Genomic DNA, 26,872 nt, shown 5'->3' with positions numbered 1-26,872 from the left:
TGTGTAAACATAACCAGGCAGGTCAAACATTACTTCCGTTCGCTGCGTCCGCTTATTGTTAAAACTATGAGCTGCCCTGTCAACCGGACCAATATATGCTTCTGTTTCTACAATATATCCAGAAGCCGTGCCTTTCTCCGTTTCTTTAACTAATTCACAGCCCAAAAGAGATTTTGCTAGCTCTAAAGTAGGCTGTTCATAAAATTCTGCAGACAAAATGCTCATCATTGACCCTTCCTCTCCCAATTACGATTAGACATGAAGTTCATCAAATATATCATAAACCAGCCCTTTATTTCATTCAAAACTTCATAAATTGAAAAAGTGAAAAGATAAATATTTCCAATAAAGTTCATCTTTTAGGTTTGAACATATATGGTGTGGGGATTCACTCAGCTATTTGGAATTGCCGTTAATATTCATTTCATTCACATTTACGGCATTCTTTTTGCAATAGAAGTTATAATTATGTTTACTTTCGCTTACTTTAAGCCGAGGATTAAGGCGTTTAAGTTTTATAATAGCCCGAAGATTAACATGACGCCATGGAAGTACAGTGTAGCTACTTCCGTTATATTAATTGCAAGTATAGGCGCCACTTATATAGTTTTTTCTCCTATTGGTGTAGCCTATTCGGGAGGGATGGTCTTTCCTTATTTCTGGCCGGTATTAATCGGTCTTGTACTTGCAACTATTGGGTTAGTCATACTTTCCATTAGAAAGTGGCAGAAAAAGTATGCAGATGTATTAAGCTATAGTGAGGATAAGGATGAAAGACCAATAGAAAATGTTCAGTAATTAGAAGCTCCCTATTAAGGGAGTTTTTTAAATGAAAAACCATGGCTTAGAAAGGTAATGTTTAACACAAGTTTATTTCGGTAACATACATTTTGAAATCGAAATAAAATTGGAAGAGTTAGAATATATTTAGGAGGCTAGTCATTGACGAATTTACAAGATCAAGTAGTTATTATCACAGGAGCATCCAGTGGAATCGGTGAGGAAACGGCGAAAGAACTTTCCTCTAAAGGAGCTAAACTTGTATTAGCAGCAAGACGTGAAGATCGGCTGGAAGAATTAGCGAAAAAAGTAAACGATGATGGCGGGCACGCGATATACAAAGCAACTGACGTAACCAATTATGATGAAATGGAAGAGCTTGCTGAATACGCTCAAAAAGAACTGGGCCAAATAGATGCCATTGTAAATAATGCGGGGTTGATGCCACTTTCTTTACTAAATAAACAAAAGGTTAAAGAATGGGATCAAATGATCGATGTAAATATTAAAGGTGTGCTATATGGAATATCTGCCGTGCTGCCTCATATGCGCGAACGCAAAAAAGGACACATCATTAATATTTCTTCCGTGGCTGGACACGTAGTCTTTCCAGGAAGTGCTGTATACAGCGGTACAAAATTCGCTGTGCGTGCGATTACGGACGGGCTGAGAATGGAAGAGTCTGCCGAGAGTAAGATTAGAGCAACGATCATTTCGCCTGGAGCGGTTTCTACTGAACTGACATCTACCATTACAGATGAAGATGTAAAAGGTGGAGTAGACGAACTTTACGAACAGGCGATCACGCCGGACAGCATCGCCAGAACAATACGTTATGCTCTTGAAGAACCGGCAGAAGTTACCATCAATGAAATTGTAGTACGACCAACAGACCAAACCACATAAACAAAAAAAGCAGCCTGTCACAGGTTGCTTTTTTTGTTCCAGAATCTGCCACCTCAGGTCATCCAGATTATGGATGATAAAAGAAAATCCATAGTAATTTATAGCTGGCACTTCCAGTAGTTTACTATTGGTATAAAAAGGAATTGCATTATAGAACACACTAAGGAGTGATATCACGGAAAGAAAAGCCCATACTATACTAGAGGAATACCGTATTGGCATTGAACAACTAACAGAGCATCTGCCAAAAACCATCCAGGAGTACAATCGATTCACTGGAGAAGCATTTAGTGATGGAGAAGTAACGAAAGCAAATAAACACTTAATGGCACTGGCAATTAGTTTGAAAGAAGGGGACGAACCCAGCATCACTTACCATATGGATCAATGCGTGGCAATGGACTGCTCGGATCAGGAGATTTATGAAGCCATGGGTGTAGCTGCTGCATACGGTGGCGGTGCAGCTATGAGTCAATCCGTTACGAAAGGTTTTGAAATCTTAAAGCAGCTGCGAAACCAATCATAAGCTACCGGCAGGCTGTCGTATTCCTTCGTCCTCCGAAATGAAGGGTGCGGCAGTTTTATTTTTCTAAAGATCCGGTACTAAATGTTATGATTCGTTAGCTGGGAGCGGGGGAGCCTAAATAAAGGATTAGAATTCTTGAAAAAGAAAGATCAGGGGTTATGGGTGAAGCGAAGGATAAAGGTTTAAAAATTCTATCTTGGAAAGCAAATAGAAAAAATTATTTTTCTTACTTAGTTTTTTCTTTTAGGTGGGAATAAAAGTAGACACTTAAAAAGGATTACTAGTTTACTATAAAATTAAGATGATAAGGATAATCAACGAGGAGATGTATAGGGCTGCTAATTTTAAAATCCGAATAGAATACTTCATTAGACATTCCCCATTGTGGTTCCAGTATTTTTCTTTCCATTAAAAAATCAACGTCTTTTGACTACTTAAGTCATGCAGACGTTGATTCCACGGAACGGCTTGAGTACCGTTATCCTTTATTTGCTTTCTTCTCATAGCTATATGTCACCACTTCATTCTCTTATTTTCTTTTGTTTTTACGAAAAGGCATAAGAAGTTTGCCGCTTTTAGTTCGCTTCACTTTTGTGGAAGCAGACAGTTGAGATCCCTTGGCTTCCGGGCTGTTTTTGTAGTCCTCTTCAAATAGCTCGCGAGCCTTGGAATATAGCATGGTCATTTTAATGACCTCCTTTTAATAATTGTTATCATTCAATCAGCTTTAGTTTTCTTAACTGATGAATTACTGAAAATTTTACTCTCTAGTATGGGGGTAACGCAATAGTTTTTTTAACTTTTTTTTCGACAAATTTTTGGTTATTTTCCAACTATCTTTTTTCCAATTTATAGAACAGGAAAATAATAACAAAATACGCATAATTACTATAGCGATACGCCTTTAGTGAGCTTCCATATTTTCAATTATAATTCAAAGTTTTTGATATTAAAAAATAGGATAAAAGTCATGTATTTTCTGCAAACCTATTGAGAACCTATCGAGATGCTAGTAGAAGTTTATAGGCATAAACCAATGGGAACTTACAACTAACTAAGATGCTTTAGTATCATAAAGTGTGAATAAAGGATGATTTCATATAATGACTAACAAAGAATTGATTTTTGAAAACCTATTTCAAGGGACCATTTATGGTCCTGAGAGTCAATACGTATCCTCAGTAGTATATGATTCTCGTGAGGCAGAAGAAGGCGATGCTTTTGTATGTATTGCTGGTGAAAAGCATGACGGACATGTTTTTATTGAGCAGGCTATTCAGAATGGTGCAAACACCATCATTGGTACCGAAAGTGAAAAGTTACACATGTACTCGACCTTTTATAAGGATAAAAGTTTTATATGCGTGCCCGAAACTAGAACCGCTCTAGCGCAGTTAGCTTCAACCATTTATGATTCCCCATCGAACTCCCTCTACACTATTGGCGTCACAGGAACCAATGGAAAAACAACCGTTTCATCTTTCCTTTACTCGCTTTTAAATGATCTTCGCCTGCGAACAGGCAGTTTAGGTACGGCTGGAATATGGGATGATGAGAAAAAGACAGAATTTAAGCAGACGGTACCTACGACTCCTGAAGCTCCTGATATTCACCGAGTATTGCACTATTTTCGGAAAAGAGAGATGAATGCTGCAATTATTGAATCCACTTCGATAGCGATTGAGCAAAAACGCTTGGCCACAATCAATTTTGATGTGGCTGTCCATACCAATTTGACACCAGAACACTTAGAATTTCACGGTACTATGGAAGCTTATAAACAAGCGAAAATGAAGCTGTTTGATCAGTCCAAAAGTGCAATTGTAAACGCAGATGATTCTCAAATGGCGGAAGAATTAATAAGAGGTTTTAAAGGACATTTAATCACGTACGGGATTGAAGAATCAGCTGATATCTCTGCTAAAGAAATCCGTACAACGATGGAGGGAACTTCATTTACATTACGTTTGTTTAGTGAGGAGCACCACCTCCATGCACCTATTTATGGAACATATAATGTATCTAATTTCCTGGCTGCTGTGGCGGTTTGCTGCCAAATGGGCTACTCGGCAGAACAGATATTATCGGTAGTTTCAACAATTCAAAGTCCGGAAGGGCGTTTTCAAATTGTAGATAACGAGGCCCCTTTTCAAATTGTTTTAGACTATGCTCATACTCCTGATGCTCTTTTCAATATTTTAAATGCTGTGCAACATATTCCTTACCGCAACTTAATTGTTATGATCACAGGAGTGGGTCTCAGGGATCCCCAAAAGCGTCCTTTGATGGCAGAAGTGGCTGAGGGGTTGGCAGATAAAATTGTGGTCAGTGTTGATCAGCCGGGGCATGCTGACCGACAGGAAGTCGTAAACGATGTATTAAAAGGTTTCAAAGACCCTTCAACTTCTCAGATTCATTCAGTTCTGCATCGAGAAGAAGCCATTCATTTTTCATTCGATTTAGCTGAACCTGATGATCTGGTTTTATTAACAGGAATCGGGTTTGGGGGATACCAGGTTATCGGGGATGAGAAGGTGCCTTATTCAGAGATAAAAGTGATTGAAGACTATTTTGAGAACTTTTTTTGTAATAAACAAGCTTTATGTGAAAGTTGAGATTTAAGGAAGAGGAAATATAATATCACAGAAACGGACAGGTGATTTTTTGTAGCTTTTAATCATTAAGCACCCTGTCCAAATGGAGTAGACTTGAAGAGACATTCTCTTCAAGTCTTTTTTAATGAAAAGCAGTGGAAAGATGATCGCTGTTTTAATTGTCAGTCTATAAAAAAAACTGCTAAAATTCTATCTTAAATGTTAAAATATATAAATGATTACAATATTCTACATTACTGAAAGGTAAGGTGACGATTTGAAACAAAATCAGAAGAAATGGTTCCTACGTTCAGCTATGGTTCTTGGGGTTTTAGCTGCTTCATCCTGGACGACTAACGTAAACGCTCAGACGGATGAGGGTGACGTAGTGGATTTAAGGTTAATGGAAACGACGGATTTGCACAGTCACGTGATGAATTATGATTATTTTACGGACAAGCAGGATGACACAGTCGGACTTGTTAATACTGCAACGCTTATTAATCAGGAAAGAGGCAAGGTAAAGAATTCCATGCTTTTCGATAATGGAGATTTGATTCAGGGCAATCCCATGGCTGATTATATCGTTGATCAAGAAGTATTAGATGAACAAGGTCATAAACATCCTGTCTATCAAGCTATGAATCTCCTGGACTATGATGCTGGTAATTATGGTAATCACGAATTCAATTATGGTCTGGAATTTTTGGATAAAGCTGTCGAAGGTTCTGATTTCCCATATGTAAATGCCAATGTATATAAAGACGACGGTGACGACAATCCGGATAACGACGAGAACTACTTCGATCCATATGTGATTCTGGATCGTGAAGTTACAGATCAAAATGGTGATGTACATACGATTCAAGTGGGAGTTATTGGATTCACACCGCCTCAAATTATGACTTGGGATAAAGACAACTTAGAAGGGAAGGTAATCACACGTGATTTAAAACAAACCGCAGAAAAATTCCTTCCTTCAATGAGAGAAGAAGGTGCTGACGTTATTATTGGCATTGCTCACTCAGGGCTGGGCTCAAAGGAAGAATATGAGAAAGGTGCTGAAAATCAGACATATCAACTATCGACAGTTGAAGGTTTCGACGCGCTTATGTTTGGACATTCCCATCAGACCTTCCCTAGCGAGGACTATGCTTCATTAGATGGTCGATATAATATCAACCTTGAGCAGGGAACAATCAATGGCGTAGCAACTACACAAGCTGGTTTTTGGGGATCAGATCTTGGGATTATTGATTTGGAGCTCGAATATACAGAGGGTGAATGGGATGTGACGCAAGGTAGAGCTGATGCGAAACCTATTTATGATTCTGAAAATGGTGAACCTCTGGTTGAAGCGAACCAGGAAATTGTCAGTCAAGTTCAACATGATCACGAGGCGACCAGGGAGTATGTGGCTACACCTGTAGGCGAAACGGAAGTTCCCCTCTACAGCTATTTTGCCCAGGTATTAGATGACCCAACGGTCCAAATTGTAAATGATGCACAGAAAGCTTACCTTGAAAAATATATCCAAGGCACTGAGTTGGATGGATTACCTGTATTATCAGCTGCTGCTCCATTCAAAGCAGGAAGAGATGGGGTCAGTGATTTTACGGACATTCCAGCCGGAGAACTTGCGATTAAAGATACCACTTCACTTTATAAGTATCCGAATACCCTTCAAGCCTCTAAGATAACTGGAGAGCAAGTAGTGGAATGGCTTGAATGGAGTGCGGGCCAGTTTAACGAAATAAATACAGATTCAGATAAGCAGCAGGAATTGGTGAATAATGATTTTCGCAGTTATAACTTTGACGTGATCGATGGTTTAACCTACGAAATCGATGTAACTGAACCCCCTCGCTACAACAATGACGGAGAAAAGATCAATGATAGTCATCGTATTAAGAATGTAAAATACAAAGGAGAAGCCATCGATAAGGAGCAGGAGTTTTTAGTTGCTACCAACAATTATCGGGCGGCTTCCAAATTTGCTAATCCTGATGGTGATAACATTGTGGTTAAATCTCCAGATGAAAACCGACAAGTTCTTGTAAACTATATTCGTCAGAATGAAACCATTGATCCGAAAGCGGATGGGAATTGGTCTTTTGCACCGATAAATGGAGACCCGTTGTTAACCTTCCGTTCGTCCCCTGATGCTCAAAAGTATGCAGACGATGAGCAGAAAATTTCTTTTCTTGAAAAAAGAAGTGACGGCTACGGGAACTATAGGATCGATCTTCAAGCGTCCGATAAAACAACTGTCTTTCCCGATGTACCGGAGGATTACTGGGCAGCTGAAGAAATATATACTTTAGCTGCAGATGGGGTTATTAAAGGTTATCCAAATGGCAACTTTGGTCCAAAAGATCCTCTGCTTCGTTCTGAATTTGCGATGCTGCTTACCCGGGAACTTGGATTGACCGCCAAAGGAGAAAGCCCATTTAAGGATGTGCCTGACAAGTATCAACAAGAAATTACAGCCGCTTACGAGAATGGAATTGTATATGGTGTCAGCGAAACACAATTTAATCCATTTTCTTCCATTACACGTGAACAAATGGCTGCCATGGTTGTACGTGCCTACGAGTATAAAAATGGAGAGTACAAGGCTAAAGGTGATCACTTGTATAAAGATGAGGACGATATTCGCAGTGTGTTTACTGAAGATGTTACAGCCGCTTATGAGCTTAAGTTGATGATCGGCGTACCTGGCAATAAATTTTTGCCTAAGGACTCTGCCATTCGTGCAGAAGCTGCTCGCGTGGTTTATAATTTGAGAAACCATTAATGAGAAAGTGCTACGCTTCTACAAGTATTCATAGGTAAATGGAAACTCGCTCCTTTGCAGAAAGGAGCGAGTTTTTGGTGGGTGGGGTTCACATGCAGATAAATCAGTGCTGTTTCATTTTACCTTGAATGGCTGTGGGTCTTGGTGCTATCCGCTTTCTCGAGTCCCTGACCACATTATTGAATTATTTTTCTATAAAAGAAACTGGCTTTACAGGGGAAGAAGGTAACTAATTAGAAATATACCTAACGTTCAAGAAGAAGATTCTGTTAAAAACTCTACTGCTTGGGCAGCAGTTTTCGTCGTATTAAAGGGTCTTTGAAGGCTGGCTGTGCCTTTATATCTTTTCGTCAGATGAGAGGTGATTTACATCAACATCACATCTTTCTCATCAGACTGACAGGAGCAATAGTTCTATTAATAATTAGACATTTTTTAACCTTGCAGAAACTGGCTTTCCTGGTGGACAATTTTCTTTTTGAGCTCTTATCCATATACTGTTGTAGATTGCAAATGAGAAAGAGGAGGGGTGTGGTTGTTCTATCCTTATTACTATCTCCGAACATACTGGCCCGCTTTTCATGCAACCCCTTATTCCCATGACTATGATTTCCTTCACAGACCATACCCTGAGGTAAATACCGAACTGTTTATGAAATCTGCTGAACAAATGAAGGATTTACTAAAAGAAGCAGATGTATTAATGGATCACATAACAAATTCCTCAGAATGGTCCGCAGAACTTATGAAGGCAGCTCAGCAATCAAATAAAAGTAAAGTAATTCAATTACTAAAGTCTACAGGGGTTCAGTCAAAGATGGACACGAATTACACTCCGGATGGACTCAACATTATGTTATATACCTCTGTTGGAGAATTAGATTGCTGTCATTTGAAGTTATCGATTCGCTGGAGCTGAACTAATTGGATGAAATATATAAAAACCCATGAAACTGGATTTCCAGCTTCATGGGTTTTGTTAAGGGTAAATATACCTATCAGTAATTATAATTATATTCTTAGTGTCCAAGTGAGCGCATGATAAATTCAATGAGAAAGACCATAGCAATGAGTACGACGGGCGTCGAGAGCTCTCGTTGCTTCCCAATGGCCAATTTTACAATCGGGTATGCAATAAATCCAAACGCCATTCCATCAGCGATGGAGTAAGTGAAAGGGATCATCACAATAATAAGGAAAGCGGGCATAGCTTCTGATAGTTCATCCAGCGGGATCTCTTTAATATTTTGAACCATTAAAGCGCCAACGATGATTAATATCGGGCTGATCGCTGTCGAAGGAACCATTGATATCCATGGAATCAAAAATAGGGTACCAATAAACAGGACGGCCATAGTCAAGGAGGCTCTTCCCGTTTTTCCACCGGAAGCGATCACCGCCGCGCTTTCAGCAGATGAGACCGTCGGCGATGTACCCAAAAATCCACTGCTCATCGCGGAAAAGGAAGCGGCCTGAAAGGATCGTTTAAATTTACCTTGTTGTTCAAGCATTCCCAGCTGTCCATGGATCAACCCCATATTTTCGAAGATAAGAACAATAGCCAGTGGGAATACGGCCATCCAAAACCCAAAATCACTAACTCCAGTAAAGTCAGGGAGAAAGACCCAGGATTGTTCATGGAGAGAAATCATGGAGCCGGGAGCATCAAGAATTCCAGTGAAGTGAGCAATGATCGTCCCTATAATCATGGTTACAAGAAAGTTCCCTGGCACGTTTCGTGTGAAAAGGAAAATCGCGATAAATAAAGTGAGCAAGCTCGTGATTACAATAGCTGAAGATGGGTTTCCTAAACTGATTAAAGAATGCTCTCCGCGAACAACGAGTCCGCCTTTTTCAAGCCCGATCAGTGTTAGAAATAAACCCAGTCCGACAGTGATCGCGTGTTTCAAGGATTCGGGAATCGCATGCTTGAGCCAATCTCCTAGTCTCGTAAAAGCTGTAATTAAGAACAGCAGAGAAGCGATACATACGACGGCCAGCCCTTCTTGAAAGCTAAAACCGCTGCCTTCCACAATCGAATAGGCGAATAGGGCGTTTACTCCCATGCCTGGAATAAGAACCATAGGCGCATTCGCGTATATAGCCATGATTAAACAGCCGATGGCACTGGCTAGAATGGTGGCTACCATACCGCTTTCAAGCGGTAATCCGGCACTTTCTAATATCTGGCTGTTTACTGCCACGATATAAACCGTGGTAAAGTAGCCAATTAACCCGGCCATCCATTCTTTCTTCCAGCTGACATGTTTATTTTGGTGATTGAACATTTCAATCTCCTCTATGAAATTATCCCTCTCCCGCCCGGTTACCGAGTAACCCACAAATTTGTATTCTACTCTTCTCCAAACTTTCTATCAAGTTTATCTGTTCCTTTTTTGTAAATAGTGAGCTGTTAGATTTGGATTATGATAAAATATAGAAGGATCTGGTTATGAAAGAAAGCGTTTTCTCAATGGAAAACCAAGAGAGAAAATAGGGATGGTGAAAGAAATGAAATATAGATCAGTATTCGATATTATCGGTCCAGTAATGATTGGACCATCTAGTTCACATACAGCCGGAGCAGCTCGGATTGGAAGAGCAGCCCGTCATCTGTTTGGCAGAGAGCCAAAGTATGCGAATGTCCACTTATATGGTTCATTTGCGAAAACCTATAAAGGTCACGGAACGGATGTGGCCATCATAGGCGGGTTGCTGGATTATGACACATACGACGAACGAATCCGGGATGCTTTGAAAACAGCTCGGAAAAATGGCATGAAGGTTCGTTTTTACGAAGAAGAAGCACATACTGACCACCCAAATACGGCACGTTTAAAAATCGGGGATGATGACGGCGAACTTGAGCTTGTGGGCATCTCGATCGGCGGAGGCAAAGCGGAAATTACCGAACTTAATGGATTCGAACTGCGTTTATCCGGCAGTCATCCAGCTATTCTTTTGATACACAATGATCGATATGGTGCCATAGCATCCTCTACAGCCATTTTAGCTAAACACGAGATTAATATCGGACGAATGGAAGTATCCAGAAAAGCTCAGGGCCAACAGGCTCTTATGGTTATAGAAGTAGATCAGAACATTGATGATTCGGTATTAAGTGAACTTGAACGTGCCGACCATATTACCCAGGTCGCGAAAATATCCGACTAACATCCAGAGAAGGGGAGCATTATTTATGTTTCGAAATGTTGCAGAGCTGGTTGAGCTCGCTGAAAGTGAAAATATTCAAATCTCAGAAGTTATGATCAGGCAGGAGATGAAAGTTAAAGAACTTACGAGAGAACAAGTGTATGATCACATGGAAAAGAACCTCGAGGTTATGGAAAAAGCGATAGAAGATGGATTGAAAGGGGTGAAGTCCCACAGTGGACTAACGGGTGGCGATGCTGTCCTTATACAAAATTATATGAAAAATCATACTCCGCTTTCCGGTAACTTACTTATGGATGCGGTCAGTAAAGCAGTGGCAACTAATGAAGTCAATGCAGCGATGGGGACCATATGTGCAACTCCAACGGCGGGGAGCGCCGGGTGTGTACCAGGTACCTTATTTGCAGTGAAAAATCAGCTGAACCCAACGAGAGATCAAATGGTTCGTTATCTATTTACTTCGGGTGCCTTCGGTTTTGTAGTCGCGAACAATGCATCGATATCTGGAGCTGCCGGAGGCTGTCAGGCTGAAGTAGGCTCAGCAGCGGGGATGGCGGCGGCTGCTATTGTGGAAATGGCAGGAGGGACGCCTTCTCAGTCAGCAGAAGCGATGGCCATTACCCTGAAGAATATGCTAGGTTTAATATGTGATCCTGTTGCGGGGCTGGTAGAGGTTCCTTGCGTGAAAAGAAATGCTATGGGAGCTTCAAATGCTGTTGTGGCAGCAGACATGGCTCTGGCAGGGGTGACCAGTCGTATTCCTTGCGATGAAGTAATCGATGCGATGTATAAAGTTGGTCAGCGTATGCCTTCAGCTTTTCGTGAAACTGCTCAAGGCGGGCTTGCTGCCACTCCTACAGGAAGAGAGCTGGAAGCAAAAGTGTATGGAATTTCGTTGAAGAAAGAGTGAATATAGTGTTAAGCCATCCGATTAGTGAATTAAAAGGAGTCGGGGAGAAACTGGAGGCGCAGTTGAATGAACTTGGTCTATTTACGATCGAGGATCTTCTGTTTTATTTTCCGTTTCGATACGATTCTTATGAAGTCAAACCATTAACTGAATTGACCCATAATGAAAAAGCTACGATCGAAGGGGAGGTTGTTTCTGAACCTTCCCTTAGCTTTTATGGTCGTAAAAAATCAAGGTTAACGTTTACGCTCCAAGTGGAGCAGTTTGCTGTAAAAGCTGTTATGTTTAACCGGGCTTTCGCGAAAAAGCAGCTTCATGCAGGGGATACTGTAACTGTTACAGGGAAGTGGGACCAACAGAGGCTGCAGATCACTGTCAGCCAGTTTAAAAAAGGTGAATCCAAAAGTCAGGCCCCTATTCAGCCTGTCTATACCTTGAAAGAAGGAGTACCCCTTACTACTCTGCGAAAGTTTATTAAGGCTTCGATTGATGCCTATGAACACGAGATACCCGAAATTCTGCCTGAGGATTTACAGCGTGCGTACAAGTTGCCCGAACGCCCACAAGCTATCAGACAGATGCACTACCCTGATAATAGAATCATGCTAAAACATGCCAAACGCAGGTTCATTTATGAGGAATTTCTTATTTTTCAGCTAAAAATGCAGCTGTTAAGAAAACATCATCGCGAGTCAACTACAGGGAATGCCCAAACCTATGATAACAGTAAATTAACCTCCTTTGTGCAGGAACTGCCATTTGAATTGACTAATGCTCAGAAGCGTTCTCTTGCTGAGATTCTGAAAGATATGAAAAATCCTCACCGAATGAACCGCCTCCTTCAGGGAGATGTCGGATCAGGTAAAACGGCAGTGGCAGCTATTGCCCTATATGCCTCTATTACGGCAGGGAAGCAGGGCGCACTTATGGTTCCGACTGAAATACTAGCAGAACAGCATTATCAGTCGCTTATGGAAATGTTTGAAGGTCGTGCTTCGGTCGCTCTCCTCACAGGTTCAATTAAAGGCAAAAAGCGCCGTGAGATCTTAGAAGCTGTCGGAACAGGGCATATAGATATTCTGATTGGAACCCACGCCCTTATTCAGGATGAAGTAGAACTTCATGACTTGGGTTTTGTCATTGTGGATGAACAGCACCGTTTTGGAGTTCGACAACGCAGAACTCTAAGAGATAAAGGCCTGCATCCGGATGTGCTTTTTATGACGGCTACTCCAATACCAAGAACACTTGCGATTACGGCATTTGGGGACATGGATGTGTCTGTTATTGATGAAATGCCGGCAGGAAGGAAACCCGTAGAAACTTACTGGGTAAAAGGCGAAATGACAGATCGGGTATTAGCGTTTATTCAGAAAGAAATCGATCAAGGACACCAGGCGTATGTGATTTGTCCGCTTATTGAAGAATCGGACCAGCTGGATATTCAAAACGCAGTTGATCTTTATAATCAGCTCTCCTCTGTATTTGAACCGAATATACCGGTTGGACTGATGCATGGACGATTGCACAATGAAGAAAAAGAGGAAGTCATGCAGGAATTTGCTGAAAACCGATTGAAAGTACTTGTTTCTACTACTGTTGTGGAAGTTGGAGTTAACGTCCCCAATGCTACAGTAATGGTAATTTATGATGCGGAACGTTTCGGTCTATCACAGCTGCACCAGTTGCGGGGAAGAGTGGGACGCGGCTCTGATCAAAGTTATTGCATTTTACTTGCTGATCCAAAAGGTGATGTAGGAAAAGAGCGGATGAGAATCATGACTGAAACGACAGATGGTTTTGAACTTTCTGAACAGGACCTGAAGCTTAGAGGTCCGGGTGATTTCTTTGGAAAAAAACAGAGTGGCATGCCAGAATTTAAAGTGGGAGATATGGTTCATGACTACCGTGCCCTTGAAACTGCCCGCCGTGATGCAGCTGAAATCATCACAGAAGAGCGGCTGGACAAGGATGGTCGTTACCGTCCTTTAAGAGATCTTATTTATCAGGATAAACAAATAATGGGTGAAGTTCTGGATTAGTCAGCTTCTCTCACATATTCTACTTCCGTTCCTCATATGAAACATCATAGATGCTTCAAAGTCTTGATGAAAGCTGGTGGTAGAATAGTGAAACCTCAACGGCTTAACTACGGGGACCGAGTAGGAGTCATAGCTCCCGCTGGACCTCCAATAGAAGAGGAATTGAAAAGAGGTTTGGACGTTTTACGCTCTTTAGGACTCGATCCTGTGTTAGGCGCCCATGTGCTTAATCAGGACCTTACTTTTTCATATTTAGCTGCTCCTGACGAGTCAAGGTTAGAAGACTTGCATCGTATGTTTCTGGACCCCTGCATTAAGGCTGTATTTTGTGCGCGCGGGGGATATGGTACGGCAAGGCTTGCTCCTTATCTTGATTATTCAATGATCAGTTGCAACCCTAAGGTATTTTGGGGATACAGTGATATTACCTATCTACACTCCGCCATCCATAAATACAGTAATTTAGTTACTTTCCATGGACCTATGGTTGCCTCTGATCTCGGGAGAACTCCGCTTAATAATGAAACCACCCTCTCCTTGAGCCAATTGTTCATACCAAAAAATACAATTTACCGCTATCCTGACTTTCCTTTTACTTCAATTCAGAACGGTAAAGCAGAGGGGATACTTGTCGGAGGAAATCTGACTGTACTTGCAGATTCAATGGGCACCGTGTTTGAACTGAATACAGATAACAGAATTCTATTTATTGAAGAAATCAATGAGCCGGCCTACAGAATTGATGCTATGCTTATGCAACTGCAGCTCGCAGGAAAGTTCGAGCATGTTAAAGGGGTCATTCTTGGCGATTTCAACCTTGAAGCTTCGGAGCTTGATAAGACTCAAATGCTGCTTCGTCAGTTTTTTGCGCTCTATAATTTTCCGGTCCTACAGGGATTTCCGGCCGGACACTGTACACCCAACTATGGTATTCCTATAGGGGGAAGAGTTCACTTGGATACGACCTCTCTTGTATTGCAAATTGAAACAGGTGTGACGTGAGTTTAGCTTGCGCAGCACATGATCCTTGCGAAAATGAATGTGGTATTATATATTACTATTAGTACCTAGTCATAAAGCGACTGCTTTTGATTAATTGGACGGTGGAATTACGATGAAGAAGTCTAAAAAGATGAGGCAAAAAGAGTTGAAGGAGACGCTTGAGGTTTCGCCATTTACCACGGATGAGGCACTCGCTCGCCGATTTGGAGTCAGCATCCAGACCATTAGGCTGGACCGGATGGAAATGTCTATTCCAGAATTGAGAGAAAGAATTAAATCAGTTGCTACCCAGGAGTGGAATGAGACGGTAAAAGCCTTGCCGATTGAAGAAGTCATTGGTGAAGTTGTTGACTTAGAGCTGGATAAACGAGCCATTTCTATTTTAGATATTAGACCAGAGCACGTATTTTCCAGAAATAATATAGCGAGAGGTCATCACCTCTTTGCGCAGGCAAATTCATTAGCAGTGGCCGTGATCAATGATGAACTTGCTTTAACCGCTCGCTCGGATATTCATTTTCGTAGACAAGTGAAACTTGGAGAGCGTGTCGTTTCAAAAGCCAACGTAGAAGGGAAAGATCCCAGGGGTCACACCATTGTGAGTGTTCAGAGTTACGTTGGAAATGAAGAAGTGTTTGCGGGTACATTTGAGATGTTCCGTTCGAATCAATAGAAGGAGGATCAATTTATGAAACTAGCTATTGATGCTATGGGCGGGGATCACGCACCAGAAGCCATCGTGAAAGGGGCTGTTCATGCGGCTGAAACGATTGAAGGTGTAGAAATCACTTTGGTCGGAGATCAAGAACAGATTAACCCTTTTCTAAAAGGACAGTCTAATATTAAAGTGGTACATACAACAGAAGTGATTACTTCGGAAGATGAGCCTGTCAGGGCTGTCCGAAGGAAAAAAAATGCTTCCATGGTTTTAATGGCTAAGGAGGTAAAAGAAGGAAGAGCAGACGGTTGTGTATCTGCTGGAAACACGGGAGCATTAATGAGCGCCGGTCTTTTTGTAGTCGGTCGCATGGAAGGTGTAGAGCGCCCAGCTCTCAGCCCAACATTACCTACCCAGGACGGTCAGGGATTCTTAATGCTTGATGTGGGTGCCAATGTAGATGCGAAGCCTGAGCACCTGCTGCAATACGCAGTTATTGGTTCCATTTATGCAGAAAACGTACGAAAAATTTCCAAGCCGCGTGTAGGATTGCTCAATGTAGGGACTGAAGATGGAAAAGGGACAGACCTTACTAAAAAAACTTTCCAGCTTTTGAAAGAAGCCCCAATTAATTTTATTGGAAATGTAGAAGCTCGTGACCTTCTAGATGGTGCGGCGGATGTCGTCGTAACGGATGGATTCACCGGGAATATAGCACTTAAGACCATAGAAGGAACGGCAATGACCATGTTTTCCATGATGAAGAAAACGTTTATGAGCAATCTTAAGACAAAAATTGCTGCAGGATTAGCCAAAAATGACCTGAGAAAACTTAAAGGTCAGCTGGATTATTCAGAGTATGGAGGGGCAGGGCTGTTTGGCCTGGCAGCGCCTGTGATTAAAGCGCATGGCTCCTCTAACGAACGGGCCGCTTATAACGCTATCCGCCAGGCTTGTGAGATGATCGAACTTGATGTCACTCAAACCATCTCGAATACACTGAAGACCATTCAATCAGAGGAGGAAAAAAAGTGAAAAAAACAGCTTTTATTTTTCCAGGACAGGGATCGCAAGAAGTAGGAATGGGTAAAGCAATGTATGACTTCTATCCTTCTGTGAAAAAAATGTTTGATGATGCCGATGATGTACTCGGTTATTCATTGACCACACTTATGTTCGAAGGTCCCCAGGAAGAACTAACTAAAACGGAGAACGCTCAGCCAGCTCTATTGCTGAATAGTATTGCTATTAACCATGTCTTAAAAGAAGAAGGTATCAACCCTTCTATGACAGCGGGACATAGTCTGGGCGAATATAGCGCTCTTGTAGCTTCCGGTTCCCTTGACCCAATGGAGGCTGTTCAGCTTGTGCACACGCGAGGGAAGCTGATGGAAGAAGCTTATCCGACCGGAAAAGGTTCAATGGCGGCCGTGCTGGGTCTTACTCAGGAGGAAATCGAGAAAGTCCTGGAAGGGTTTAATGACGAGGAGCCTGTTGACCTGGCGAATATTAATTGCCCTGGGCAAATTGTAATCTCTGGAACAAAAGACGGAGTAGCTCAGGCATCAGAACAGCTGTCCGAAGCTGGAGCTAAGCGTGTACTTCCTCTGAATGTGAGCGGGCCTTTCCACTCTCGTCTCATGAAATCCGCTAGTGCTGACTTTGCTGACCATTTGTCGAAGAATTCGATTTCGGAAGCGTCTGTACCTGTATATGCAAATGTTACTGCAGGTCCTGTTACAGAAGCGGATGAAATTGAAAAGCTGCTTGTTGAGCAGTTATATTCCCCCGTCCGTTTTCAGCAAATACTTGAAGCATTTGTAGAAGAGGATGTTGATGCCATCGTAGAAATCGGTCATGGAAAAGTTTTGAGCGGACTTGTACGAAAGGTCAAGCGTAGAATGAAAACATTTAATGTTCAGGATCCTGAAACAGTAGAGCAATTTACCCAATGGTATAAGGAGGACTCTTAATGTTACAAGAACAAGCAGCTCTCGTTACCGGCGCTTCCCGTGGAATTGGACGTGCCATTGCTATGGAACTCGCTTCTAAAGGGGCTAAAGTCGCCGTTAACTATGCTGGCAGTGAAGATAAAGCAGAAGCAGTTGTGCAGGAAATTATTGATCAGGGTGGGGAAGCCATCAAAATTCAGGCTGATGTAACGAGTGAGGACGACGTTAAACGAATGATTAAAACAGTCGTAGATGAATTCGGCCGCCTTGATATTCTTGTTAATAATGCAGGCATTACGAAAGACAACTTACTTATGAGGATGAAAGAAGAAGAATTCGATTCCGTTATTGATACAAATCTTAAAGGCGTGTTTCTTTGTACCAAAGGCGTAACGCGTCAGATGATGAAACAAAAGTACGGTCGGATTATCAATGTAGCTTCTATCGTAGGGGTATCAGGAAATGCTGGCCAGGCTAACTATGTAGCCGCAAAAGCAGGGGTGATCGGCATGACTAAGTCAAATGCCAAAGAACTTGCCTCAAGGAATATTCAGGTTAATGCCGTTGCTCCAGGTTATATAACTACAGATATGACAGAGGCGCTTACTTTTGAACAAAGAGAACAGATGTTATCCTTAATTCCTCTGAACCGTCTTGGTGAAGCGGCAGACGTTGCTCGTGTCGTTCGTTTTCTAGCTTCAGAAGACGCTGCTTATATGACTGGTCAGACCTTGCATGTCGATGGCGGAATGGTCATGTAAAAATGATATGGTTTTTCGCTTGAAAATTTACTATAATGACTGAAGGGAGGTGAAGTCCAATGGCAGATACATTTGATCGTGTAAAACAAATCATCGTTGATCGTTTAGACGTTGAGGAATCTAAAGTAACAATGGAGGCTTCCTTCAAAGAAGATTTAGAAGCAGACTCTTTAGACGTAGTAGAGCTTGTAATGGAGCTTGAAGATGAGTTTGACATGGAAATCTCAGACGAAGAAGCTGAAAAAATCAATACAGTTGGGAACGCTGTGAATTACATAAACAGTGTTTTATAACCCATCTAACATGCTGTCTGTGTAAAAGCAGGCAGCCTTTCCTATTGATGAGAAATTTATAGCAAAGGACAAGGTGATTTATGGATGATTTTTCCAGTTTCCAGAAGAGAGTTAATATCCACTTCCAGGATGTCTCGTTACTGGAACAAGCTTTCACACATTCATCTTATGTGAATGAGCATCGTAAAACGGAGCGCAAGGATAATGAGCGTCTGGAATTTTTAGGTGATGCTGTTTTGGAATTAGGTGTATCCCAATACCTGTATCGGGAGTTCCCTGATATGGCAGAAGGAGAGCTTACCAAGTTGCGGGCTTCTATAGTCTGTGAGGCATCTCTTGTAGATTTCGCTAAAGACCTTAACTTTCACGAGCTTATTTTATTGGGCAAAGGAGAAGAATTAACCGGTGGTCGCAACCGGCCGGCCTTGCTCGCTGATGTATTTGAAGCCTTCATTGGTGCTTTATATTTGGATCAAGGCTTTGAAGAGGTGGTTACATTCTTAGAGAAGTATGTGTACCCTAAGGTTAAAAAAGGTGCTTTTTCTCATGCGATGGATTTTAAAAGTCAACTCCAGGAATTTATTCAGCGGGATAAGAATAGTAAGATTGAATATGAAATTGTAGAAGAAAGAGGACCTGCCCACAGCAGAGAATTTATTGCTCATGTTCGGATCCAGGGAGAAGTTGGTGGAATCGGGGTCGGCAGAACAAAGAAAGAGGCAGAGCAGCGGGCTGCACAAAAAGCATTAGAAAATCACGGAGCCCTTTCCTGAAAAAAGGACAGGCTAGAACTCGGATGAAGTTCTGGCCTGTCCTTTTTATTATGGATCTTTTTTATTGAGGTTTCCGAAACCTTCCCAATTCTTGAACAAACGTTTGGATCTCAGACACACTCAACTGTCCTTTCATTTGAACAATATCGTGTAATTCCTTAATCTCGTCATACTTTTCTAAATCGTAATCATCAGGATCCATGATGGTCCGGTTCACTACTTGCAACCGGTCCGCCATATCATTAATAATGAATTCAAGATTCTCGCGCGTAGGTTCTTCTAAACTCAAGATAAATCCTCCTTCAAAGCTCCTATTATGGGCTAATACATATAATAAAATACTTTTCTGCTTTTTAAAACCCTTGGCTGTTAGGAAAAATTAAAGTTCTTATGGCTCGTCATCACTTCCTACCGTAGGTCGGTTGTTTATGATAAAATAAATTAGTTGAGTGAAAGATTGCGAATATACAGGAGGATGAATATGTTCCTCAAACAGTTAGATACCGTAGGGTTTAAATCATTTGCTGAAAGAGTAACGGTCGATTTCGTACCGGGCGTCACCTCAGTTGTCGGACCGAACGGAAGCGGCAAAAGTAATATAACGGATGCTATACGCTGGGTGCTGGGAGAGCAGTCAGCCAGATCTCTAAGAGGATCGAAGATGGAAGATATCATTTTCGCAGGCAGTGACACAAGAAAAGCGCTGAATATGGCTGAAGTCACTTTGACACTTGATAATACAGATCAGACCCTCCCTCTTGATTATCAGGAGGTTAGTGTGACGAGACGAGTGTTCCGTTCTGGAGAAAGTGAATTTTATATTAATAATCAAACATGCAGATTAAAAGATATTGTCGATTTATTTATGGACTCAGGTCTCGGACGTGAGGCTTTTTCCATTATTAGTCAGGGGAAAGTGGAAGAAATTTTAAGCTCGAAAGCGGAAGAGCGGCGCTCGATTTTCGAAGAAGCAGCTGGAGTGTTGAAGTACAAGCAGAGGAAAAAGAAAGCGGAATATAAACTCGCAGAAACTCAGGAGAACTTAAATCGGGTAGAAGATATTATTCATGAAATAGATGGACAGCTTGAACCGCTAAAAGAACAGGCTGCTGTGGCTAAGGACTATTTAGAAAAAAAGGAAGACTTAAAACAAATTGAGGTTTCCCTATTAATCACACAAATAGAAAATCTTCATGGAGAGTGGCAGGAACTCCTTAAAGAATTGGCTACGGTTAAAGAACAGGAATCAGAACTGCGGTCACATATAGAAGAAAAAGAAACTGCCGTTGTAAAGCAGCGGGACACGATGCAGGCTCTTGATGAATCAATTGAGGATCTACAGGAAACTCTGCTTGTTCTAACTAAAGAGCTGGAGAATCTCGAAGGTAGACGAGAACTTATGAAAGAGCGTCATAAGCACTTTGAAGAGAATAAAACAAAAGTCGAACAAGATTATGAAGAGCTTTCCAGTAAATTGGATGAACTTCAAAAAACAGCTAAAAAGGAAACAAATCAATTAAATGCGTTCAAGAAACAACGAAAGCAGACCAAGGATGATCTTGAGCAGACGAACCAGGCGCTTAGTGAAGATATAGAAGTTATTGAAGATCAGATCGAAGACCTTAAAAGTGATTATATTGATCTTCTGAATGAACAGGCAGCCAAGAGAAATGAAAAGCAGTCGCTGGAAAAGCAGGTATCACAGATCAATTATAAAAAAGGCCATCAACAGACACGATTCAGTGATCTAAGGGATGAACGAGAAGTCCTGGAAACCAGCTTATCTGAAGCTGCAGAAAATCTTAAGAACATTTCCGATCTGCGCGAGAAGAAGGAAAAACATCTAGCCGGCCTTCAAGAAGAACTTGAAGAAAATCAACAATCCTATCAGGAGTGGCAGGAGAAATTATATAAAGGCTACCAATACTTAGAAAAGCTGCGATCGAAAAAAGAAATGCTGGAAGATATGAAGGAAGATTTCTCAGGCTATTATCAGGGTGTTCGTGAAGTGTTAAAAGCAAGACAAAACCAGCAGCTTATGAATATTGAAGGTGCTGTGCTGGAACTGATCGACATCCCGGGGGATTATTTAACAGCTATTGAGACGGCTCTTGGAGCCCAGGCTCAGCATATTGTTGTTAAAGATGATCAAGCTGGCAGAAAGGCGATTCACTGGCTGAAGAAAAATAATAAAGGTCGTGCCACTTTCTTACCTTTAACTTCTATACAGCCGCGGTCCGTACACAACCAAGCGGCTTCAAAACTCCCAGAGCAGGAAGGCTTTGTCGGAGTCGCCGCTGACCTCGTAACGTATGACGGCTATTTTAAAAAAGCGATCCAACACCTTCTAGGACATATTGTTATCGCCGAAGACTTACAGCACGCCAATTCGATTGCTCAATTCCTAAATCGTAAATACCGGATCGTGACGCTTGAAGGAGACGTGGTGAACCCTGGTGGTTCGATGTCAGGCGGAGCTCAGAAAAGGTCGGGACAGTCGCTTTTTACTCGGGAAAAAGAGCTGCTGGAACTAAATGATAAAATTCTCGAGTTTCAATCCAAAACTGAACAAGTGGAACAGAAAGTTAAAAATTTAAAGAATGAAACCACTAACCAGCAGCAAGAAATAGAGCGAGTGAGCCAGGAAGTAGCAGAACTTAAAAATGAAGAATATGAGAAGCAGTCTGATAAGCGTGAACAACAAGTGAAAATGGATCATTTAAATAGTCAGCTTCAGCTCTTCGATCAGGATCAGGCTCAGTTTGATCAAGACAGGCATCAGGCTGATAATCAAATGAGTGAGCTTGATAAAGATCTAAAATCATTAACGCAGAAACTGGAGAGCATTCAAAAAGAAATTGATGATCTAACAGCTGCAAAGGACCGTCAAAAAGTGGACGAAGCTAATTTACAGAGCCGACGACAAGAACTCCAGATTCAACTGGCTGAGCAAGAATCATCTGTCCAAAATCAACAGGAAAAAGCTGACCGTTATAACCAGGAACTAGCTTCCGTTAAAGCCGAACTGAAAGAAAACCGAGAGGAACATAAACGTCTAATGGAAGTTTTTGATTCTAACCAGACGGAAGAAGAAGTCCTGGCTTCCATTGAGGAAACAAAACAGAGAAAGGAAGCTACTTCTTCACTCATTCAGGATAGAAGAAGAGAGAGAAATCAGCATGGTCAGGAAATTCAGAAGGCTGAACAATTGTTGAAAGAACAAAAAAGACGTGAGCAAAACTTCACCCAGGATATTCAGCAAAAAGAAGTGAAAGCAAACCGGCTGGATGTAGAACTTGAAAATCTACTGAACTACTTGCAGGAGGAATATGTTATAACATTCGAAAAAGCTAAGAATGAATATCCTCCTGTAGAGGATATTGATCAGGCATCCACAGATGTCAAGCTGATCAAAAGATCAATTGAAGAACTTGGCACTGTCAATCTCGGAGCGATAGAAGAGTATGATCGTATTTTGGAAAGGTATGAATTTCTAAAGGGGCAGCAGGATGACTTGCTGGAAGCTAAACAGACTCTTCATAGTGTTATCGGTGAAATGGACGGAGAAATGCAGCGGCGTTTTGAAGATACTTTTACAAAGATTCGTGCAGAATTTGAAGAAGTTTTCCGGGAATTGTTCGGAGGAGGACGTGCGGATCTTAAATTAACAGATCCTGATAATATGCTCGAAACGGGTGTAGATATCGTTGCCCAGCCACCTGGCAAAAAACTTCAGAATTTAAGTTTACTTTCAGGTGGAGAGCGAGCCCTTACTGCCATAGCTCTTTTATTTTCCATCTTGCGTGTACGTCCTGTACCGTTCTGTGTGCTCGATGAAGTAGAAGCGGCATTGGATGAAGCTAACGTGGACCGGTTTGCTCGCTTCTTGAAAGAGTTCAGCGCGGATACACAGTTCATCGTCATAACGCACCGCAAAGGTACTATGGAAGAATCAGACGTTTTATACGGAGTTACGATGCAGGAATCAGGGGTTTCAAAACTAGTATCTGTCCGCCTGGAAGAAACATCTGAATTATTAGAAGCGTAGAAAGGATGAGTTGATGAGTTTTTTTAAGAAATTGAAAGATCGATTTGTAAAAGGTGAAGAAGAACAGCAGGAAAGTACTTCCCAGAACGAACCCAAAAATGAATCACTTGAAGAAGCTGATTCATTTAACCCATACACTGGAGAAGCCTATAAAGGGGGAGAAGTAGTTTACTCGAAAGCAGAAGAGGAGGAAAGACTGCGAAAAGAAGCCTTGGAGGCTGAAGGGAAATCCCTGGAGGGAGAAACAGAGGATTACGAGGATAAACTCGATCGACTTTCCGTACCTGCAGAACCTACGGAGGAAGGCTCTGTAGCCTCCAAGTTTAAAAAAGGATTAGAGAAAACCAGGACCTCATTCTCAACTAAAATTAATGATTTAGTAGCAAAATACCGTACCGTAGATGAAGATTTCTTCGAGGAATTAGAAGAAATCCTGATCTCAGCCGATGTTGGAGTCAACACGGTTATGGAAATGATTGATGAACTGGAAATGGAAGTCAAGCGAAGAAATATTAAAGATACAAGCCAGGTAAAAGAAGTTATTTCTGAAAAACTGGTAGAAATCTATTACGGAAATGATGAAGCTGAAGAGGTAGAAGGTCTGAATGAAAATCCGGATGGACCTACTGTTTACTTGTTTGTCGGGGTTAATGGTGTTGGCAAAACGACTACTATCGGTAAGCTCGCTCACCGCCTTAAATCTGAAGGCAAGAAAGTTACCCTTGCTGCAGGTGATACCTTTCGTGCGGGGGCTATTGAGCAATTAGATGCCTGGGGAGAGCGGGCAGGAGTCAATGTAATTAAACACAGTGCAGGCAGTGATCCTGCTGCCGTCATTTATGATGGAATCCAATCGGCAAAGTCCCGAAATGCTGATGTGTTAATATGTGATACGGCAGGGCGCCTTCAAAATAAAGTGAACTTGATGAACGAACTATCAAAAGTTAAACGCGTTATTGAACGTGAAATTCCAAATGCTCCCCATGAAGTCCTTCTTGTGCTTGACGCTACTACAGGACAGAATGCTATGAGTCAGGCGAAGACGTTTTCGGAAGCAACCGACGTTTCAGGGATCGTTCTTACTAAATTGGACGGCACAGCAAAAGGCGGAATTGTTTTAGCGATACGAAAAGAACTTTCAATCCCTGTTAAACTGGTAGGACTGGGTGAAAAAGTAACAGACTTGGAACCATTTGATGCTCATGCGTTTGTTTATGGATTATTCGCTGATATGGTTGAAGAATTCGATGAGGAAGAAGAAGAAAATCAAGCTTAAACCTTGACAGGTACTAAGTGCCTCCGTTAGTATTTTTATGTAAAGGTATTTCACTTAACAAGGAGTGCTTCAAGGGTGCTTGAAAAAACGACACGTGTTAACTATCTATTTGATTTTTATCAATCATTGTTGACTCCGAAACAAAGAAACTATATGGAATTATATTTTTTAGAAGACTACTCATTAGGTGAGATATCAGAAACCTTCGACGTTTCCCGTCAAGCGGTTTACGATAATATTCGCCGAACAGAAACAATGTTGGAAGAATACGAAAAAAAGCTGCTATTATACGAGAAATTCAGCAAGCGGCAGCAGGTCCTTAAGGAAATGGAAGCAGAAGTAAACCAAAGCGATCTTCCTCCCCGTTTTCAGGATTGGCTGGCGCAACTACAAGATTTAGAATAGGGGGGTCTCTTCGATGGCATTTGAAGGATTATCCGACCGTTTGCAGGAAACCATTAAGAAAATTAAAGGCAAAGGGAAGGTAGACGAGCAAGACGTAAAAGAGATGACTCGTGAAGTTCGTCTAGCCCTCCTTGAGGCCGACGTTAACTTTAAAGTAGTTAAAGACTTTGTGAAGCGCGTTCGTGAACGTGCTGTTGGGCAAGAGGTTATGGAAAGTCTGACACCAGGTCAACAGGTAATTAAAGTAGTTAAGGAAGAATTGACCGATCTAATGGGCGGTGATGAAAGCAAGATCGCCGTTGCAAAGCGTCCACCTACTGTAATTATGATGGTTGGACTCCAGGGTGCAGGTAAAACGACCACGACCGGCAAACTTGCCAACGTACTGCGTAAAAACCATAATCGAAAACCGCTCCTGGCAGCTGCCGACGTTTATCGTCCAGCAGCTATTCAACAGCTGGAAACCATCGGCAAGCAGCTTACAATGCCAGTCCATTCCGAAGGCACTGAGGCAGACCCGGTTGACATTGCAAAGAATGCAATTGAAAAAGCGAAGGAAGAAAATCATGATTACGTAATCGTGGATACTGCCGGCCGACTACATGTTGATGGAGAGTTGATGGGGGAACTTCAGAGGATAAAAGAAGCTGTTAACCCAGATGAGATTTTCCTGGTGGTCGATGCCATGACTGGTCAGGATGCTGTCAATGTAGCACAGAGCTTTGATGATCAGCTTGATATTACAGGAGTTCTTCTGACGAAACTGGATGGCGATACCCGCGGTGGTGCCGCACTATCAATCAAAGCCGTAACAGGTAAACCGATTAAGTACGCGGGTATGGGAGAAAAGCTGGATCAGCTCGAACCATTCCATCCGGAAAGGATGGCTTCACGAATTCTTGGAATGGGTGACATGCTTACTCTGATTGAGAAAGCACAGACGCAAGTAGATGAAAAACAAGCGAAAGAACTTGAATCGAAAATGCGTACGGCATCGTTTACGTTCGAAGACTTCCTGGACCAAATGGAACAAGTTAAGAATATGGGGCCTCTTGATGAGATCATTAATATGATTCCTGGCGCTAACAAAATGAAAGGGCTGAAGAATGCTTCGTTTGATGATAAACAGATCGTTCACGTCGAAGCAATAATCCAGTCTATGACCAAAAAAGAACGCCAGGACCCGTCGGTTATGAACGCGAGCCGGAAAAAACGGATTGCCAAAGGATCTGGTACCTCGGTTTCAGAAATTAACCGCCTATTGAAACAGTTTGAAGAAATGAAGAAAATGATGAAACAAATGAGTAATACTAAAGGCAAAAAAGGAAAAGGAATGAATTTTCCTTTTATGTAATGGAAAAATCCTTTACACACAATTGAAGATCTGCTAAAATCTTTATCTGTGTGAAACATTTATAGAAATATGGAGGTTGTTAAAAATGGCAGTAAAAATTCGCCTTAAACGTATGGGATCTAAACGTAACCCATTTTACCGTGTAGTAGTTGCAGATTCACGTGCTCCACGTGATGGCCGTATCATTGAACAAATCGGCACATATAACCCAGTAGCTAACCCGATCGAGGTTAAACTTGATGCTGATAAAGCAATGGACTGGATGTCTAATGGTGCTCAGCCAAGTGATACGGTACGTAACTTATTCTCTAATGAAGGCATCATGAAGCAGTTCCACGAAAAGAAAAACCAAAAATAAAGTAGTGGTGATATCATGCAAGCCTTGATCGAAACGATTGTTACTCCGCTTGTCGATCAGCCAGACGCTGTAAAAGTGGATGTGAAGGAAGAGGAGCATAAAATTGTTTATCATCTTTCCGTCCACCCTGATGATGTTGGAAAGGTGATCGGAAAAAACGGGCGGATTGCAAAAGCGATTCGTACGGTCGTTTACGCGGCCGGTTCCGATTCTGAAAAAAGAATCTATCTGGATATCATGTAAGAATGAATAAGTGTAAAGGG

The 26,872-nt window shown here is 41.7% G+C and carries 26 protein-coding genes; 22 read left to right on the top strand and 4 right to left on the bottom strand.

Annotation, left to right across the window (positions count from 1 at the left end; genetic code table 11):
- A partial coding sequence (locus WAM07_RS02665; RefSeq protein WP_422164542.1) for a DNA-3-methyladenine glycosylase occupies positions 1-228 on the bottom strand: 228 nt, incomplete at its 3' end.
- A 147-nt stretch (positions 229-375) separates the two neighbouring features.
- On the opposite strand from WAM07_RS02665, the gene WAM07_RS02660 reads away from it, so the two are divergent.
- From WAM07_RS02660 to WAM07_RS02650, 3 genes are all read left to right on the top strand, one after another.
- Positions 376-798: a hypothetical protein gene (locus tag WAM07_RS02660; RefSeq protein ID WP_422164541.1), complete on the top strand. Its 423-nt coding sequence runs from the start codon at positions 376-378 to the stop codon at positions 796-798.
- Positions 799-942: 144 nt separating this feature from the next.
- On the top strand, positions 943-1,686 hold the full coding sequence (locus WAM07_RS02655) for an SDR family oxidoreductase (RefSeq protein WP_422164539.1): 744 nt from the start codon (positions 943-945) through the stop codon (positions 1,684-1,686).
- A 172-nt stretch (positions 1,687-1,858) separates the two neighbouring features.
- On the top strand, positions 1,859-2,212 hold the full coding sequence (locus WAM07_RS02650) for a carboxymuconolactone decarboxylase family protein (RefSeq protein ID WP_422164544.1): 354 nt from the start codon (positions 1,859-1,861) through the stop codon (positions 2,210-2,212).
- A gap of 529 nt (positions 2,213-2,741) precedes the next feature.
- On the opposite strand, the gene WAM07_RS02645 is transcribed toward WAM07_RS02650, so the two are convergent.
- Positions 2,742-2,897, bottom strand: a complete 156-nt coding sequence (locus WAM07_RS02645) for a hypothetical protein (protein ID WP_422164537.1) — start codon at positions 2,895-2,897, stop codon at positions 2,742-2,744.
- 418 nt (positions 2,898-3,315) lie between these two features.
- Here WAM07_RS02645 and WAM07_RS02640 point away from each other — a divergent pair, with 418 nt between their 5' ends.
- The 3 genes from WAM07_RS02640 (at position 3,316) to WAM07_RS02630 (ending at position 8,522) form a co-directional block, all read left to right on the top strand.
- A complete protein-coding gene (locus tag WAM07_RS02640) occupies positions 3,316-4,827 on the top strand; it encodes a UDP-N-acetylmuramoyl-L-alanyl-D-glutamate--2,6-diaminopimelate ligase (protein ID WP_422164536.1) in 1,512 nt (503 codons plus the stop codon).
- A gap of 256 nt (positions 4,828-5,083) precedes the next feature.
- A complete protein-coding gene (locus tag WAM07_RS02635) occupies positions 5,084-7,603 on the top strand; it encodes a bifunctional 2',3'-cyclic-nucleotide 2'-phosphodiesterase/3'-nucleotidase (RefSeq protein ID WP_422164534.1) in 2,520 nt (839 codons plus the stop codon).
- Between the two features lie 535 nt (positions 7,604-8,138).
- On the top strand, positions 8,139-8,522 hold the full coding sequence (locus tag WAM07_RS02630) for a hypothetical protein (RefSeq protein ID WP_422164533.1): 384 nt from the start codon (positions 8,139-8,141) through the stop codon (positions 8,520-8,522).
- Positions 8,523-8,622: 100 nt separating this feature from the next.
- Here the strand turns inward: WAM07_RS02630 and WAM07_RS02625 are convergent, their stop codons facing one another.
- Positions 8,623-9,891: an NCS2 family permease gene (locus tag WAM07_RS02625; RefSeq protein WP_422164531.1), complete on the bottom strand. Its 1,269-nt coding sequence runs from the start codon at positions 9,889-9,891 to the stop codon at positions 8,623-8,625.
- Between the two features lie 223 nt (positions 9,892-10,114).
- Here WAM07_RS02625 and sdaAB point away from each other — a divergent pair, with 223 nt between their 5' ends.
- From sdaAB to rnc, 10 genes are all read left to right on the top strand, one after another.
- The gene (gene sdaAB, locus WAM07_RS02620) at positions 10,115-10,777 is read left to right on the top strand and encodes an L-serine ammonia-lyase, iron-sulfur-dependent subunit beta (RefSeq protein ID WP_422164530.1); all 663 of its coding nucleotides are present in this window, start codon (positions 10,115-10,117) and stop codon (positions 10,775-10,777) included.
- Positions 10,778-10,802: 25 nt separating this feature from the next.
- Positions 10,803-11,687 (top strand): L-serine ammonia-lyase, iron-sulfur-dependent, subunit alpha, encoded by an 885-nt coding sequence (gene sdaAA, locus WAM07_RS02615; RefSeq protein WP_422164527.1) that lies wholly within the window; start codon positions 10,803-10,805, stop codon positions 11,685-11,687.
- A gap of 5 nt (positions 11,688-11,692) precedes the next feature.
- Positions 11,693-13,729, top strand: a complete 2,037-nt coding sequence (recG, locus tag WAM07_RS02610; protein ID WP_422164525.1) for an ATP-dependent DNA helicase RecG — start codon at positions 11,693-11,695, stop codon at positions 13,727-13,729.
- 87 nt (positions 13,730-13,816) lie between these two features.
- A complete protein-coding gene (locus WAM07_RS02605) occupies positions 13,817-14,731 on the top strand; it encodes a S66 peptidase family protein (protein ID WP_422164524.1) in 915 nt (304 codons plus the stop codon).
- Positions 14,732-14,843: 112 nt separating this feature from the next.
- Complete coding sequence (fapR, locus tag WAM07_RS02600; protein ID WP_422164522.1) at positions 14,844-15,404, top strand: transcription factor FapR; 561 nt, start codon at positions 14,844-14,846, stop codon at positions 15,402-15,404.
- Between the two features lie 15 nt (positions 15,405-15,419).
- Positions 15,420-16,424, top strand: a complete 1,005-nt coding sequence (gene plsX, locus WAM07_RS02595; RefSeq protein ID WP_422164520.1) for a phosphate acyltransferase PlsX — start codon at positions 15,420-15,422, stop codon at positions 16,422-16,424.
- Entirely contained in the window at positions 16,421-17,362 is a 942-nt protein-coding gene (gene fabD, locus WAM07_RS02590) for an ACP S-malonyltransferase (protein ID WP_422164518.1), read from the top strand. The genes plsX and fabD overlap by 4 nt, the downstream gene beginning before the upstream one ends.
- Positions 17,362-18,102 carry a 3-oxoacyl-[acyl-carrier-protein] reductase gene (fabG, locus tag WAM07_RS02585; RefSeq protein WP_014643241.1) on the top strand — a complete coding sequence of 247 codons (741 nt, stop codon included), beginning with the start codon at positions 17,362-17,364 and terminating at the stop codon, positions 18,100-18,102. The genes fabD and fabG overlap by 1 nt, the downstream gene beginning before the upstream one ends.
- A 59-nt stretch (positions 18,103-18,161) precedes the next feature.
- Positions 18,162-18,395, top strand: coding sequence for an acyl carrier protein (gene acpP / locus WAM07_RS02580; protein ID WP_014643242.1), 234 nt, complete (start codon positions 18,162-18,164; stop codon positions 18,393-18,395).
- Between the two features lie 80 nt (positions 18,396-18,475).
- Positions 18,476-19,168, top strand: a complete 693-nt coding sequence (gene rnc, locus WAM07_RS02575; protein ID WP_422164516.1) for a ribonuclease III — start codon at positions 18,476-18,478, stop codon at positions 19,166-19,168.
- A 61-nt stretch (positions 19,169-19,229) separates the two neighbouring features.
- Here rnc and WAM07_RS02570 read toward each other — a convergent pair whose 3' ends face one another.
- Positions 19,230-19,457, bottom strand: coding sequence for a DUF1128 domain-containing protein (locus WAM07_RS02570; protein WP_014643244.1), 228 nt, complete (start codon positions 19,455-19,457; stop codon positions 19,230-19,232).
- 192 nt (positions 19,458-19,649) lie between these two features.
- Here WAM07_RS02570 and smc point away from each other — a divergent pair, with 192 nt between their 5' ends.
- From smc to WAM07_RS02540, 6 genes are all read left to right on the top strand, one after another.
- Positions 19,650-23,216, top strand: a complete 3,567-nt coding sequence (smc, locus tag WAM07_RS02565) for a chromosome segregation protein SMC (RefSeq protein ID WP_422164514.1) — start codon at positions 19,650-19,652, stop codon at positions 23,214-23,216.
- 13 nt (positions 23,217-23,229) lie between these two features.
- Positions 23,230-24,492: a signal recognition particle-docking protein FtsY gene (gene ftsY / locus WAM07_RS02560; protein ID WP_422164512.1), complete on the top strand. Its 1,263-nt coding sequence runs from the start codon at positions 23,230-23,232 to the stop codon at positions 24,490-24,492.
- Between the two features lie 75 nt (positions 24,493-24,567).
- The gene (locus WAM07_RS02555; RefSeq protein ID WP_422164510.1) at positions 24,568-24,897 is read left to right on the top strand and encodes a putative DNA-binding protein; all 330 of its coding nucleotides are present in this window, start codon (positions 24,568-24,570) and stop codon (positions 24,895-24,897) included.
- A 13-nt stretch (positions 24,898-24,910) separates the two neighbouring features.
- Complete coding sequence (gene ffh, locus WAM07_RS02550) at positions 24,911-26,251, top strand: signal recognition particle protein (protein ID WP_422164509.1); 1,341 nt, start codon at positions 24,911-24,913, stop codon at positions 26,249-26,251.
- Positions 26,252-26,336: 85 nt separating this feature from the next.
- Positions 26,337-26,609, top strand: coding sequence for a 30S ribosomal protein S16 (gene rpsP / locus WAM07_RS02545; RefSeq protein WP_422164507.1), 273 nt, complete (start codon positions 26,337-26,339; stop codon positions 26,607-26,609).
- A 15-nt stretch (positions 26,610-26,624) separates the two neighbouring features.
- On the top strand, positions 26,625-26,852 hold the full coding sequence (locus WAM07_RS02540) for a KH domain-containing protein (RefSeq protein ID WP_014643250.1): 228 nt from the start codon (positions 26,625-26,627) through the stop codon (positions 26,850-26,852).
- Positions 26,853-26,872 lie beyond the last annotated feature (20 nt).

It is taken from the genome of Halobacillus sp. (genome assembly GCF_049282395.1).
In the GTDB taxonomy this organism is placed as follows: domain Bacteria; phylum Bacillota; class Bacilli; order Bacillales; family Halobacillaceae; genus Halobacillus.
Note: the sequence above shows the minus strand (reverse complement) of the source record. Positions and strands in the feature narration are given on the sequence as shown.

Coding starts and splice junctions, on each gene's coding strand:
- rpsP (WP_422164507.1), top strand. CDS start 26,337: ATGGCAGTAAAAATTCGCCTTAAACGTATGGGATCTAAACGTAACCCA.
- sdaAB (WP_422164530.1), top strand. CDS start 10,115: ATGAAATATAGATCAGTATTCGATATTATCGGTCCAGTAATGATTGGA.
- acpP (WP_014643242.1), top strand. CDS start 18,162: ATGGCAGATACATTTGATCGTGTAAAACAAATCATCGTTGATCGTTTA.
- WAM07_RS02645 (WP_422164537.1), bottom strand. CDS start 2,897: ATGACCATGCTATATTCCAAGGCTCGCGAGCTATTTGAAGAGGACTAC.
- WAM07_RS02540 (WP_014643250.1), top strand. CDS start 26,625: ATGCAAGCCTTGATCGAAACGATTGTTACTCCGCTTGTCGATCAGCCA.
- sdaAA (WP_422164527.1), top strand. CDS start 10,803: ATGTTTCGAAATGTTGCAGAGCTGGTTGAGCTCGCTGAAAGTGAAAAT.
- smc (WP_422164514.1), top strand. CDS start 19,650: ATGTTCCTCAAACAGTTAGATACCGTAGGGTTTAAATCATTTGCTGAA.
- ftsY (WP_422164512.1), top strand. CDS start 23,230: ATGAGTTTTTTTAAGAAATTGAAAGATCGATTTGTAAAAGGTGAAGAA.
- ffh (WP_422164509.1), top strand. CDS start 24,911: ATGGCATTTGAAGGATTATCCGACCGTTTGCAGGAAACCATTAAGAAA.
- plsX (WP_422164520.1), top strand. CDS start 15,420: ATGAAACTAGCTATTGATGCTATGGGCGGGGATCACGCACCAGAAGCC.
- rnc (WP_422164516.1), top strand. CDS start 18,476: ATGGATGATTTTTCCAGTTTCCAGAAGAGAGTTAATATCCACTTCCAG.
- WAM07_RS02660 (WP_422164541.1), top strand. CDS start 376: ATGGTGTGGGGATTCACTCAGCTATTTGGAATTGCCGTTAATATTCAT.
- WAM07_RS02640 (WP_422164536.1), top strand. CDS start 3,316: ATGACTAACAAAGAATTGATTTTTGAAAACCTATTTCAAGGGACCATT.
- fabG (WP_014643241.1), top strand. CDS start 17,362: ATGTTACAAGAACAAGCAGCTCTCGTTACCGGCGCTTCCCGTGGAATT.
- WAM07_RS02625 (WP_422164531.1), bottom strand. CDS start 9,891: ATGTTCAATCACCAAAATAAACATGTCAGCTGGAAGAAAGAATGGATG.
- fapR (WP_422164522.1), top strand. CDS start 14,844: ATGAAGAAGTCTAAAAAGATGAGGCAAAAAGAGTTGAAGGAGACGCTT.